Consider the following 14,210-nt stretch of genomic DNA (forward strand, 5'->3'; position numbering starts at 1 on the left):
ATAATTGTCGGCGCTGTGATCCAGTCCACTCTCCCACCGCCATAACGCCCCGATGCGTTGCACCAACGTCCACAAGGAATACCCGATGCCCTCACGCTCCTTCCCTGCTCCAACCGCTGACTTGCCACAAGACACTGGTTTCGTCCGGGTGCGTGGCGCGCGCGAACACAACCTCAAGAATGTTGACGTGGACATCCCACGCAATGCCTTGGTGGTGTTCACCGGCGTGTCGGGCTCCGGCAAGTCATCACTGGCCTTCTCCACGCTCTACGCCGAAGCCCAGCGTTGCTATTTCGAGTCCGTCGCGCCTTATGCGCGGCGCCTGATCGACCAGGTGGGTGTGCCGGACGTGGACAGCATCGACGGCCTGCCGCCGGCAGTGGCTTTGCAGCAACAGCGCGGCACGCCCAGCGCGCGCTCTTCGGTGGGCAGCGTCACCACCTTGTCGAGCCTGATCCGCATGCTCTACTCCCGCGCCGGCAGCTACCCGGCCGACCAACCGATGCTCTACGCCGAGGACTTCTCGCCCAACACGCCCCAGGGCGCCTGCACGGAATGTCACGGCCTGGGTCGGGTCTATGAAGTGACCGAAGCCTCCATGGTGCCCGACCCTTCGCTGACCATCCGCGAACGCGCCGTGGCAGCCTGGCCCATGGCCTGGCAGGGCCAGAACCTGCGGGACATCCTGGTGACCCTGGGGTATGACGTCGACATTCCCTGGCGCGACCTGCCGAAAAAACAGCGGGACTGGATACTCTTCACCGAGGAAACACCCACCGTTCCCGTGTATGCCGGCCTCACGCCGGCCCAGACCCGCGCCGCCCTAAAACGCAAGCTCGAGCCCAGTTACCAGGGCACCTTCAGCGGCGCCCGGCGCTATCTGCTGCACACGTTCATGCACTCGCAAAGCGCCCAGATGCGCAAACGCGTGGCGCAATACATGCGTGCCAGTCCCTGCCCCGTGTGCGAGGGCAAGCGGCTCAAGCGCCAAGCGTTGACGGTGACCTTCGCCGGCCTGGACATCGCCGAACTGTCTCACCTGCCCTTGCTGGAACTGGCCAAGGTACTTAAAGAGGTCGTGGCGCCGGTTTACCTGGAGCAGGCCGAAGAACCGGGGGAAGTCCTCAGCCACCGGCAAACCCGTGAGGCTCGCGAGCAACGCGCCGCCAGGGACGACAACCCCCACGCGGGAGGGCCGGACGCCCGCCACACCCCCAACCTGTCTCTGGAAAAACGCCTGGCCGCCCAGCGCATCGCCGCTGAACTGCTGGAGAGGATCGTCACCCTCATCGACCTCGGCCTTGGCTACCTGGCCCTGGAGCGCAGCACGCCCACGCTGTCCTCCGGCGAACTGCAACGCCTGCGACTGGCGACCCAGCTCAACTCCCAACTGTTCGGCGTGATCTACGTGCTGGACGAACCTTCCGCCGGCCTGCACCCGGCCGACAGCGAAGCGCTGTTCGACGCCCTGCAGCGTCTGAAGGCCGCGGGCAATTCGGTGTTTGTGGTTGAACACGACTTGGACACCATGCGCCGCGCCGACTGGCTGATCGACGTCGGCCCGGATGCGGGTGAACAAGGCGGGAAAGTCCTCTACAGCGGTCCACCCAAAGGACTGGAGCAAGTGCCTGAGTCACGGACCCGTACCTACCTGTTTTCCGAAGACTGCGCCGCCGCGCGCAGCCCTCGAGAGCCCAAGGATTGGTTGCGTCTGGACGGCATCACCCGCAACAACCTCGACAACCTGAGCGCCGCGTTCCCCCTGGGCTGTTTCACCGCGGTAACCGGCATCTCGGGCTCAGGTAAATCCAGTCTCGTCAGTCAGGCCCTGCTGGACCTGGTAGGCGCGCACTTGGGCCAGGCCAGCCCCAACGCCGAACCCGATGAACAAAGCCTCGAAGACGAGCCCGCGCAAACCAGCGGCGGTCGCGTCAGCGCCGGGCTCGACGCCATCAAGCGGCTGGTGCAGGTGGACCAGAAACCCATCGGCCGCACGCCACGCTCCAACCTCGCCACCTATACCGGGTTGTTCGATCACGTGCGCAAACTGTTCGCCGCGACCGAGCAGGCGCAGGCGTTGGGATTCGATGCCGGACGGTTTTCCTTCAACGTCGCCAAGGGGCGCTGCGAGACGTGTGAGGGCGAGGGTTTCGTCAGTGTGGAATTGCTGTTCATGCCCAGCGTGTACGCGCCCTGCCCCACCTGCCACGGGGCACGCTACAACCCGCAGACCCTGGAAGTGAACTGGCAGGGCTTGAACATTTCCCAGGTGCTGCAACTGACCGTGAACCAGGCACTCGAGGTGTTTGCCGAGCACGCGGCGGCCAGGCGTTCATTGCAAGTGCTGCAGGATATCGGCCTCGGTTATTTGCGCCTGGGACAACCGGCCACGGAACTGTCCGGCGGTGAGGCGCAGCGGATCAAGCTGGCGACGGAACTGCAGCGCAAGGCCCGGGGAGCCACGTTGTATGTGCTGGATGAACCGACTAACGGGCTGCACCCCCAGGACGTGGATCGCTTGCTGCTGCAGTTGAATCGACTGGTGGTGGACGGTCATACGGTGGTGGTCGTGGAACATGACATGCGAGTAGTCGCCCAAAGTGATTGGGTCATCGATATCGGCCCGGGGGCTGGGAACCAGGGTGGGCAGGTGGTGATATGCGGCGACCCGCAGAAAGTGGCAAGATGCAATGATAGTCGGACAGCAGCATTCCTGAAAAAAGCTTTGCAGCTTGAAAAGTAAAGCTTTTTTTAATGTTTTTCGCTGTTTCGAAAAAGATGTCTATACTGTCCTCCAGTTAATCGTTTCAGTAGTCGAACTTAACTGCAGCCTCATGGAGTAACGGTATTGAGGCTGCCCATGCCAGGAGGCGCAATGACAGCAACCTTGTCGAGAAAAGCAGAACTGCACCGCGAGCCGAGACATTCCTATCGCTCCTCGCACCGCCTCCCGCTGAACGGCTACCCGCCCAACACGCCGAGTCCATTCATAATGCTGACTGCGGCCACAAAATACGCTTGTGGTTGTTGATACCGGCGCTATAAAAAATTGCAGTTCCCGCTTGCCGACTATCAAGATAAAGCGTCTGGCCACTGCATAGTCTCAAATCAATATTTCGAGCGCGTCCATTATGCTCAAGCCCACTTCAAGCCATCTATTCAATTTAATTCAAGAGATCGAGAGTAATATTTCAGGGGCAAACAAAGACGAGTACACCGAACTCTTGGCCTGGACATTCTCGAAACTGGGAATCAACAAGTTTGCCTATGTCCACCTGGAGCCCACGCCCTTCAATAACTCAAAAATCTCTATCCACAGCAACTACCCCGCCGAATGGGTTGAAACTTACCGCAAGAACGCACTCTATAAATCAGACCCGGTCATGGCCAATACAGCCATTACCGCCACCCCTTTTTTCTGGGATGAAATCCCTCAAGAAATAGACAATAATCCTGAACTATTTGATCAATCAGCCGCCTATGGCATCAAGCAAGGGTTCACCGTTCCAATTCACGAACCCGGCAGGTCATTCGGCTCCATTCATTTATCTTCCGAAGAAAATGACCCGGATTTCCCCATCCTCGTTCGTTCGCATCTGGTCATTATAAAAACCCTCAGCATCATCGCCAATCAGCATCGTCCCACGGAGGACAGCAATGAGATCAACCTCAAACTATCCCCCAGGGAAATTGAATTCCTGCGCTGGCTCGTGCTGGGGAAAAATTACAAGGAGATAGGTCTGATCATGAACATCACCGAGCGAACAGTAAAGTTTCACGCCAAGCAAATGACTGAAAAACTGGACTGTATCAATGTCAAGCAGGCGATGTTCAAAGCCGTGCATTTGAACCTCGTTTAAAGTCACGCCATCGCTCGTCCACCAAGACTGTCCTGCTCGAATAGCATCGGCCCGGCTGTACAGAGCCGACGCCATGTTCAACTTATCCCCTACTCAAGCAAATCCGGCCTGCGCGGCAATGTTGAACAGCATGCCGCATGCAAACAAACCAATCACCAAGGAAATCGCTCGACTTAACAATCGTCCCGATACAATCGCGTGCAATTTCCGCCCGCAAAAAGCTCCTGCCGCAATCCAGACCAGCCCTACCGGAAAAATAATCAGCGAAAATAGCAACATGAATGACACCCAGCTATTCAGCGACAAGAATGTGCCTGCGGGCGCAACGAAGGAAACAAAAAACAACCCTTTGGGATTGGTCAGCGTCGCCACGAACAGATCAGGCACGGCAATTCCCGTGGTTGCACCTGGCGTGTTGTCTTTTACTGAAAACCACAATTTCAAGGAAATATAAAATAAAAAGCATACGGCAAAAATCTTCGTTGCAATCACCACCCAGGAATGCTCGGTCATCAGTAGATCAATGAACACGCCCCATAGGGTCATCTGAATGACGTAAGCCAACCACTCGGCTGCGACGAACCTCATTGAACGCGCGTTGAACCCTCGGCTTACACCGATTTGCAGCAACAATGAGTTCGTCGGCCCCGGAACCAACAGTACAGTCAACAGTGAAAGCGCAATATAATTCATAACACCATCCATATGAGGAGCCTGCACGGCTCATTTTTCAGGGTCAGATCAATCCATCATCTTTCCACATGACGTCCGCCTCTAGTCATGCGAGGTCAGACATCCAGCCAATAGAGTAATCACACTAGACCAACATCAATGTGCCACTCACTTATTTCAACTCGCTAGTCGATGCCATTGCATCCATCAGGCAAGCACACGTTCGCTAGCGAAAGCAACGCTGCCACAACTCCATGACTCTCTGATTACATGCGTCAAATTAAGGGCCGAGCACGTCAATTTTTTGAATCACTAAATATCATACAGTTAGGGCCACTAATTTCGTGCGTCAAAAAAACGATGCATGCAATGGACGCCCGTACAAGAGAATAACCCTGGAACACCCCCCATTCGCCACTACTGCATGTCTATACTTTTTTGGATTCACGATGATACAAATCTTACTACTGACATCCACACTAATACTTATAAGCCACCTGCGGAAAGCCGCCGACTAATTAGGCTATCCACTCTATAAATCAAAGACTGTACTTTAGGACAGTTGAAATGCGTTAGTGCAAAGTTAACAGTAGCTTCACCTTGCAGCCAAGAACTCGCACTCATGAACTACTCCCCGTGCACCTATCAATTTTCCGGCGTCACCACCCGCGTCGCAGGCTACTCGAAAATCCCACCAAAAATCCTCGAACAAATATTTTCCATTCGCAAACTCGCTTTCATCGACAGAAAAAAGTGGGACATTGAAAGTTACCAAGGCAGTGATTACGAGTGGGATGAATACGACGACCTCGATGCGACTTATATCTATACCCACCAAAACGATCAAGTAACCGGCTGTGTTCGACTACGCCCCTCCAGCAAACCGACGCTGATGAGTGGCCCTTTGAGCTTTATCCTTCCAACTGAAGAAACCAGAGCACACTTACAGCATTGCTGGGAAGCCACGCGATTTGCACTTTCGAGCGATGACTTCGCAACAGGAGAACTCACTCAAGCTAATGTAGACATTCGCACGGCGGCACTTTTCCTGTCAATGATTAAGTTTGCCCAACAACAAAATGTACGCACTTATGAAATTGTCGTTGACACCATGATGGAAAAAATACTCAAGCGTTCCGGATGGACAGTTGATCGGCGCAATATTGCATTGGGATCGAAAGGTGAAAAAATCATCTACGGCACATTGCCATGCACACTCCTGACTTATGAAGAGGTCCTCAAGAAAAACGCCATCCACAAAGCCACCGTATATCACCAACCCCTTATTACCTGCCGTTCGTCAGACTCACTCGATAAACCCCAGGTAATCCCCCAAACACTCCCAAACCGAAACATTCCAGCAAAGATATCTATGCACACTGTGCTTCAGCTATAAATCAGATACTTGGATGAGTTAGGAGAAAGGATGAACCTACAACGATTGTTCCCGCACGTTGGCAAAGTCATTGCCAGTACAGGCAGCCGCCATTTTCCTCGCATGCTGCACGACCTCATACTCACGGAAATACCTGTAGATGCAACACATATTACTGAGCAAAGGATAGGCACAAGTAATATTTCTGAGCCGAGCACCTCCAGCATCGGTTGCGTCGGCATGGATAACGCCTGCATCGACGCTGTCATGGACGCTCATACAGCAAAGCCTTTTTTCCTGGCCGACGATATTTTTTTTGAAGAGGCAGCGCCGCAAAAAGTGCCCAACTTCTCCCGCTGTCTACTCGCCCGCGAGCGTCCGGATAAAACGCCTTCTCACAACACCACGACTCAATTACACCTGACCACCCGAAAGAATGGTCGCCGTTATGTACTGTCCATCTACCGTTCACCTTTTTCCAAAGGATTTTCCGCGCAGGAACATGCTTTGCTGAAAGATTTTTCCTGCCTTTTATTGCCCATGGTCGAAGAGCACGTTGCTGCCCTGGCTCCAGCAGAGTCTGTTCGGCAAGATCCCGGTCTTGCATTGGATACTTCGGAAAACGGAGGCATGGAAGCGCTGCGCCAAAGATTCGCCGATCGGTTACTTTTATCTGGCTTGAGTTTGTCCTCTCGTGAAACGGAAGTGTGCGTTGGTCTGCTGGCCGGGCGTACTGCACCTGAACTTGCAGAGCAACTGAACCTGAAAGTCAATACGGTGGAAAGTTATCTGAAACGCGCAGCCATAAAGATGGGGATTGGCGGACGCCGCTCGCTGATCCGATGGATGCATTCGATGGATGCCACCCCCGCGCAGGTCGAATGGAATGGTAATGGCGTGATCCAACAAGCCGTATAAAACCTCCCCCCAACGACTGCTCGATCACCGCCGAATCGAGTATTTGTTGGGGGATTACTGCTCACCCCCTCGAACTCCCCTCTGCCACACTTCCTTCCATTGCTGTCCGAGTACGACGTTTCAACCACTCCAGCACATCATCCACATAAGTAAAAATCACCGGTACCACCAACAGGCTCAACAGCGTCGAAGTCAGCAAACCACCCATCACCACCACAGCCATCGGCTGCCTGAAACTGGGGTCTTCGCCCATCCCCATCGCAGTCGGCAACATCCCCGCGCCCATGGCGATGGTGGTCATCAGGATCGGGCGGGCGCGCTTGTGACAGGCATCCACCAACGCCTCGTATCGACTCAGGCCATAATCGCGGCGGGCCATGATGGCGTACTCCACCAACAGAATGGAGTTCTTGGTCACGATCCCCATCAACATCAGCAAACCGATAACCGATGGCAGGGAAAAACTGAAGTTGCACAGCAACAGGGCTAGCAGCGCCCCCCCCAGGGAAAGCGGGAGTGCCGAAAGAATCGTGGCCGGCTGCAAGAAGTCATGGAACAACAACACCAGGACCGAATAGATACAAAACACACCGATGGCCATGGCCAGGCTGAAACTGCCGAACAGTTCAGTCATCAGTTGCAATTCGCCCTGCTGCACCAGTTTCACTTCGGCTGGAAGATTGCGCATCACCGGCAGTTGGCTGGCTTCGGCCATGACCTCGCCCAGATTGCGCCCATTGAGTTCGATAGACAGGGTGATATTGCGCAGGCGATCCAGGCGACTGATTTGTGCCGGCCCACTGCCCATGCTGATCTCCCCCAACGAAGACAGGGCGACCTGACCGTCGCGACCGGTCACCCGCAATTGACTGATGGTCTGCAGGTCATCGCGTAGCAGCGAATCCATACGCACCCGCACATCCACCTGGCGCTGGGACAGATTGATTTTGCCCAGTTGCGAGGAATATTCACCGTAGGTCGCCATGCGCAAGGTGTCGGCGATATCCTGACTGGTGATGCCCAGTTCCGCCGCTCGGGCGAAATCCGGCCGCATTTGGATTTCCGGGCGTTGCAAGGCGCTGCTGGACGACACGTTTCCAATCCCGTGCAGTTCACGCAACTGCGGCTCAAGGGCACTCGCCGTGCGTTCCAGCAGATCACCGTCATCACTGGCCAGGACAATATTGAGTTTCTCTCCGCTGCCATCGCCGCCAACATTGATGCGAACCCCTGGCAGGGTACGCAACACCTGACGCATCTGTGCTTCGACCTCCACCTGCTTGCGATCCCGTACCTCTCGATCCGCCAGCGTCACCGTCAGGATGGCATCGCCGGCACCGGTGATATCTCCAGGCCCGGAGCCCGAACTACTGGCTGTTCCCACCGAGCTGAAGACATGTTTGACATCCGGTATGTCCCGCAATCTTTCGCTGGCCTGCAATGCCATCGCGGTGGTTTGTTCCAACGTCGTACCGGGTGGCAGCTCCAAGGTTATTTTGCTGCGACCGGTGTCCTGCGCGGGAAGGAAGCTGGTGGGCAGCAATGGGACCAGCGCCAAGGCGCCGACAAAACATAGGCTGGCCAGTAACATCGTGGTCTTGCGCCGGGTCAGGCTGGCGTGAATCCAGCCCAGGTAGCGGGTCATCAACGGGCCGTCGGCGGCGGTTTGATGGGTTGCCTTGAGAAAATAGGCCGCCATCATTGGCGTCAGCACGCGCGCCACCAGTAGCGAAAACAACAGCGCCACCGAAGCCGTCACGCCAAACTGACGAAACAGTTTCCCGGCAATGCCACCCATGAATGCCGTGGGCAGGAATACCGCAACCAGGGTGACTGTCGTGGCGAGCACTGCCAGGCCGATTTCATCCGCCGCCTCGGTGGCGGCCTGACGGGGGGTCTTGCCCATGCGCAAATGCCGCGCGATGTTCTCGATCTCGACGATCGCATCGTCCACCAATACACCGATGACCAACGCCAGGGCCAGCAGCGAAACCGCATTGAGTGTAAACCCGGCCAGGTACATCACGCCAAAGGTGGGGATGATCGACAACGGTAACGCCGTGGCCACGATGAGCGTGGCGCGCCAGTCCCGCAAGAACCACCAGACCACCAACACCGCCAGCAGCATGCCTTCGTACAGCAGGTTCATCGAGTCGTGATAATTGGCGAGGACGGCCTTGACCGTGTCATTGGCTTCAACGATCCGCACGTTGGGATGCTGTTCCACGAACGTGGTCATGGCCTTGCGTACGTCATTGGCCACGCCGACATCGGAGAACCCCAGGGAACGGGTGACCTGAAAGCCGATGACCGGCCTGCCGTCATGAAACGCCCGGGTACTGCGTTCAGCGTGGGTGTCGCGAATGTCGGCCAACTGACTCAACGCCAACAGGCGACCGTCACCGCTGGGGATGTCGATGGCTCCAAGGGCTGCCGGATCGTCAATGGCCCCCAAGGTCCGCATGGCCTGCTGACCACTGCCCAGGTTGCCCTGGCCGCCGGAATTGTCCTTCTGCATGGCACGCAGTTGGCTGGCTACATCCGAAACGCGAATGCCCAGCCCCGCCATCAGGGCCGGATCGAGATTGACCTGGACCTCCCGATCGACGCCCCCCATGCGCGAGATCAGTGCCACCCCCGGCACCGCCAGCAGTTGTTTGCTCAGTTCATTGTCGACGAACCAGGACAAGGCATCTTCATCCAGATTGTCGGAGTCGATAACATAGGTGAGCAACGCGGAGGCACTGGTGGTCAGCCGGGAAACCGATGGTGTGTCCAGGTTCGCCGGTAGCTGCGGCATGGCGCTGTCGACCGCGTTACGCACTTCGTTCAGGGCCTCGTTGCCATCCTTGTCGATGTCAAAGCTGACGTTGATGGTGACGGCACCGTCGGTGATGATCGTCGTGACATGCTTGAGCAAGCGCAGGGACGTCAGTTTATCCTCGATCTTGCGCGCCACTTCCGTTTCCAGTTGCTCCGGGGCCGCGCCTTCGAGCGAGGCGCTGATCACCACCACCGGCAGGTCCATGTCCGGGAAATCCTGGATGGCGAGTTTTCCAAAACCGGCCAGGCCCAAGAGCGTCAGCAGAATGAACAGCATGACGGCCGGAACCGGATAGCGGATCGACAAGGCTGAGATGTTCATGGCTGGGCGACCTGGGCTTGGACGAGGGTCACACTCGCGCCATCGTTGAGGAACGCGCCGCCGGCGCGCACGATTCGGGCAGGCTCATCGAGGCCGCTGAGGATCTCCACGGCCTGGTGCAAGCGTCGGCCGACCACCACCGGTCGCTGGACGACGCGCATGTCCTCATTGAGCGTGAACACATAGGAACGTCCATCCCGCAGGATGACCGCGGTGTCCGGTACCGTGACGGCCTCACGAGGCGCCAACTCGATCTGGCCACTGGCGTACATGCCGGCCTGGGCTGCGCTGTCGTTTGGCAAGGAGATGTAGACCAGCGCCCGGCTGGTCTTGGTGCTCAAGGTGGGCGATACCAGACGCACTCGCCCTTCCACGCTCTGACCGCCCGGCAATGTCATACGGGCGATCTGGCCAGGCTGAACCTGGGCCAACTGGCGTGCATCCAGTTCGGCCTGCCATTCGATGCGGCCGTCGCGCACCAGGCGAAACAGCTCGTCGCCGGCGGAGAGGACCTTGCCGAGCAACGCCGTGCGCGCCGAAATGATGCCGTCGTCCACCGCCACGATGCGTGTCTGCCTGAGCCTGATGCGAGTGCTCTGCAATTCGGCGCGGGCGCTGGCCAGATCCGCCTCGGCGAGTGCGACCTTGATTCGATAGTCTTCGCGCTGCTGCTCCGACAAGGCCCCACCCTCTCCGACGACCTGGGCGCGACGATCATTGGAACGGGCCTGCTTCAGGTTTGCCTCGGCTTGGGCGACGAGTGCCTTCTGTTTGCTTTCTTCGGCGACGACCGTTTCGGAGGCCAGCGTGGCCAGCAATTGGCCCTTCTTCACCCGGCTGCCCACATCGGCCTCAATGCTGGCAATGCGCAGGTTGCTGGTCTCGGCATTGATGACCGCTTCCTGCCAAGGCGCTAGCGCTCCATTGGCAAACAGCAGTTGCGGCCAGATCTGGCGCCGCGCCTGAACGACCTCCACGCTCAAGCTACTGACCTCGGGAGCGGCCACCGCCGGTTCGGCGCCGCGGCGAAAATAGATCGACGCCACCACGAGCGCACATACTATGATCGCCAACGCGAATCTGCCTGACCTCGACCTCACGCGCCCTCTCCACTCAATGCCCGGCTCCGCGCCAATGGTTGACTGGCTTGCCAGCCGCCCCCCAGCGCCTTGTACAGGGCGATCCAGTAGCGCACTTGATTCTGCTGCAGGGTGATCAATTCAATCTCGGCGGTCAGCGCCTGGCGGCGTGCGGTTTCCCGGTCCAGCAAGCTGACATTGCCGGCTTGCCAATTGCGGTCGATGGCCTCGAAAGACTCACGAAACCCGGCCGTGGAGCGTTCCACATCCAACTCCCGGCGACGTGCCGAATCGAGGCGTACCAGCGCCTGCTCCACTTCCATCACGCTGGTGCGCAGCGTCTGGCGATAGACCGCGAGTGCCGCGTCATAAGAAGCCTTGGCACCGTCGACCGCCGCGCGGCGCTTGCCACCATCGAACAGCGGAATCGACAACACCGGGCCCAGCGACCAGGAACGGTTGCGCTGACCGACCATGGTGCCCACGGAAAATGTCCCGGAAAGACTCAGGCTCGGCAATCGATCCGCCTGGGCCACGCCGATCTCGGCGTTGGCCGCAGCCAACTCGCGCTCACTGGAGGCGAGGTCCGGGCGCTGACGCACGAGATCGGCGGGTATCTGCTGCACATTAAGCTCAGCCGGTTGAGGCAACTGCGCCGGGGTGTGGCCGAGCACCTCCAGCAGTCGTCCTTCATCACTGCCGGTCAGCGCCACCAGGCTTTTGAGCAGCACCTGGCATTCACTCTGCTGCTGGACCAGGGTCGCGACGCTGCTGGCAGCGCTGGCATCGGCCAGGGCCGCGTCAGCGGAGGACGTGAAGCCCGCCCCGAACGACTGGCGAGTGATACGCGCGGTGTCCTGTTGTGACTGGGCCTGGTCCCCATAAGCCAGCACCAGCTTCTGGCAACCACGGTATTGCACGTAGTAGTCGCCGACCTGGGCCGCCAGCGAAACCCGCGCGTCATGCCAATCATCCACCCGCGCCTGGACACGGGACTTTGCCGCTTCATTGTTGCGGCGCAACTTGCCGAACAGATCGAGTTCCCAGGCCGCATCCATTGTCGCCGAAGAGCCCGACCCACCCAGGCGTTCAGCACCGGTCTGTTGCCCGCCACGGCCACCGGACAATCTGCCGTCGATTTTCGGCAAGGCGTCCGCAGCGTCACTGGCAGCGGTAGCCCGGGCCAACGAGATATTGGCCCAGGCCTGGTCCATGGACGGGCTATCGGCTTCGGCCAGGCGCAACAGTTCGGCCAACGCCGGGTCGTCGAACTGCTGCCACCAGTCGGCCAACGCTACCACCGACGCACCATGGGGCAGCGGCGCTTGCCATTTGGCCGCCACCGGGACGTCCGGCAGTCGATAGTCAGGGCCCAACATGCAGCCACTCAAGGCCACCGCACACAGTGTCACCAGCAATACGTTTTCTGCAGGCTTGAGGACATGCATAGGGTTCTCTATGGGGTGACAAGGTGAAGAAAAGCGAGGCACCCGGCACCGGCATAGCTCTGGAAGTGGGCAGATTATTGACGATGGCTTGATGAGGCTCGTGTGGCAGTCATTTAACCCTGTGCCGGATTGGGTGTCTGGCGTGGAAAACGGGGACAGGTGCCGGCAAGAAAACTCGCGGTAAAGACGGGGGCCTGTTGAAATGACCCGGACCTGCCAAGTACAGACCGCCCCCGCTGTCGAGCACGAATGACAGCCTCGCTCGGTTCACTTTCCATAGCCAATGGATGATCGAATATGGAAGCACTCAATTACCTCGAAAACGTCGAGTCAAACGCACGCACCTATGCGCAGACTTTCCAGCGAATGTTCGTCAGCGGCAAAGGCATGCGCATCAAGGACGCCAGCGGCCAGGAGTTCCTCGATTGCCTGTCGAACGCCGGGACCCTGGCCCTCGGTCACAATCCGCCCGAAGTCCGGGATGCGGTGATGCGTTTCCTCGACAGCGACCACCTGCAGCAGGCACTGGACCTGGCCACGCCAGCCAAACACGCGTTTGTGCAGGAGCTGTTCTCGATGCTCCCGGCGCAAATGCGCGACACCAGCAAGATTCTCTTCTGTGGCCCCAGTGGCTCGGATGCGGTCGAGGCAGCCATCAAGTTGGCGCGCCACTACACCAAGCGCTCGCCATTGATGGCCTTCCACGGTGGTTACCACGGGATGACGGCCGGTGCACTGTCGGCGATGGGCAAGCTGTCTCCCAAGAGCGGTGATGGCCTGATTGCCCAAGGCACGCACTTTCTACCATTCCCCTACCGGTTTCGCTGCCCGTTCGGCACCGATGGCGAGCACACCGACCAACTGTCCATCGACTACATCCGCACCGTCCTGTCGGACCCCGAAGGCGGCGTTGCCAAGCCGGCGGCGGTTATCGTCGAGGTGGTACAAGGCGAAGGCGGTTGCATCCCGGCCTCGGCCAACTGGCTGCGCGCCCTGCGGGAAATCACCCTGGAACAGGACATCTTGCTGATCGTCGATGAGGTCCAGACCGGCCTCGGCCGCACCGGCAGCACGTTCGCCATTGAACACGCAGGCATCGTCCCCGACATCCTGGTGCTGTCAAAAGCCATTGGCGGTGGCTATCCGCTGGCGGTGATCGTGTATGCCGATTACCTGGACACCTGGGGCCCCGGCATGCACGCGGGGACTTTCCGTGGCAATCAAGTGGCGATGGTCGCCGGTGCTGCAACCATGCAGCAAATCCGCAAAGACAATCTCGTCGCCCATGCCGCCCGGATGGGCCAGAAATTGGAGAGCGGCCTGGAGCAAATCGCCCAACGCTTTCCATGTATCGGCGATATCCGCGGTCGCGGCTTGATGATCGGCGTGGAAATCACCCAGCCAGGCAGCAACCAGCGCGCCGGCCAGGCTGACGGTGTCCGTGCCCACGCCATCAAGCTCAACTGCTTCGACAACGGGTTGATGATGGAGACCGGTGGACGCCATGGCGCGGTGCTCAGGTTCCTGCCGCCCCTGACCATCACCGAGGCCGAGGTCGGCATGGTATTGGAGCGTTTCGAACACGCGGTGAGGAAAGTCGGCGAGCCGCGCTCCCATGCGGCCCGAATAGCGGTATAAGAGGCCTGGCACAGGCCTTTGTGGCGAGGGCGCCATGCTCTCGCCACAGGGGCATGCTCCTGGTTCAAGCCATGC

Annotated in this window: 9 protein-coding genes; 5 read left to right on the forward strand and 4 right to left on the reverse strand. The window is 58.5% G+C overall.

What is annotated here, in order from left to right; all coding sequences use genetic code 11:
• The first annotated feature begins 85 nt into the window (after positions 1-85).
• Together EPZ47_RS16215 and EPZ47_RS16220 are read left to right on the forward strand one after the other, a co-directional pair.
• Positions 86-2,743: an excinuclease ABC subunit UvrA gene (locus EPZ47_RS16215; RefSeq protein WP_135845714.1), complete on the forward strand. Its 2,658-nt coding sequence runs from the start codon at positions 86-88 to the stop codon at positions 2,741-2,743.
• A gap of 388 nt (positions 2,744-3,131) precedes the next feature.
• Positions 3,132-3,860, forward strand: coding sequence for a helix-turn-helix transcriptional regulator (locus tag EPZ47_RS16220; RefSeq protein ID WP_135845715.1), 729 nt, complete (start codon positions 3,132-3,134; stop codon positions 3,858-3,860).
• A 93-nt stretch (positions 3,861-3,953) separates the two neighbouring features.
• Here the strand turns inward: EPZ47_RS16220 and EPZ47_RS16225 are convergent, their stop codons facing one another.
• Positions 3,954-4,553 (reverse strand): LysE family translocator, encoded by a 600-nt coding sequence (locus EPZ47_RS16225; protein WP_135845716.1) that lies wholly within the window; start codon positions 4,551-4,553, stop codon positions 3,954-3,956.
• 601 nt (positions 4,554-5,154) lie between these two features.
• Between EPZ47_RS16225 and EPZ47_RS16230 the strand changes: the two genes are divergently transcribed.
• Together EPZ47_RS16230 and EPZ47_RS16235 are read left to right on the forward strand one after the other, a co-directional pair.
• Entirely contained in the window at positions 5,155-5,928 is a 774-nt protein-coding gene (locus tag EPZ47_RS16230) for an acyl-homoserine-lactone synthase (protein WP_135845717.1), read from the forward strand.
• A 30-nt stretch (positions 5,929-5,958) separates the two neighbouring features.
• Entirely contained in the window at positions 5,959-6,825 is an 867-nt protein-coding gene (locus tag EPZ47_RS16235) for a helix-turn-helix transcriptional regulator (protein WP_135845718.1), read from the forward strand.
• 61 nt (positions 6,826-6,886) lie between these two features.
• Here the strand turns inward: EPZ47_RS16235 and EPZ47_RS16240 are convergent, their stop codons facing one another.
• From EPZ47_RS16240 to EPZ47_RS16250, 3 genes are read right to left on the reverse strand one after another with little or no spacing between them, the layout of a single operon-like run.
• Complete coding sequence (locus EPZ47_RS16240) at positions 6,887-9,970, reverse strand: efflux RND transporter permease subunit (RefSeq protein ID WP_135845719.1); 3,084 nt, start codon at positions 9,968-9,970, stop codon at positions 6,887-6,889.
• Positions 9,967-11,016 (reverse strand): efflux RND transporter periplasmic adaptor subunit, encoded by a 1,050-nt coding sequence (locus EPZ47_RS16245; RefSeq protein WP_238346634.1) that lies wholly within the window; start codon positions 11,014-11,016, stop codon positions 9,967-9,969. The genes EPZ47_RS16240 and EPZ47_RS16245 overlap by 4 nt, the downstream gene beginning before the upstream one ends.
• A gap of 50 nt (positions 11,017-11,066) precedes the next feature.
• Complete coding sequence (locus EPZ47_RS16250; protein ID WP_135845721.1) at positions 11,067-12,497, reverse strand: efflux transporter outer membrane subunit; 1,431 nt, start codon at positions 12,495-12,497, stop codon at positions 11,067-11,069.
• Between the two features lie 297 nt (positions 12,498-12,794).
• Between EPZ47_RS16250 and EPZ47_RS16255 the strand changes: the two genes are divergently transcribed.
• Positions 12,795-14,135, forward strand: coding sequence for a diaminobutyrate--2-oxoglutarate transaminase family protein (locus EPZ47_RS16255; protein WP_135845722.1), 1,341 nt, complete (start codon positions 12,795-12,797; stop codon positions 14,133-14,135).
• Positions 14,136-14,210 lie beyond the last annotated feature (75 nt).

The sequence above is a fragment of the Pseudomonas viciae genome, assembly GCF_004786035.1.
Lineage (GTDB): Bacteria > Pseudomonadota > Gammaproteobacteria > Pseudomonadales > Pseudomonadaceae > Aquipseudomonas > Aquipseudomonas viciae.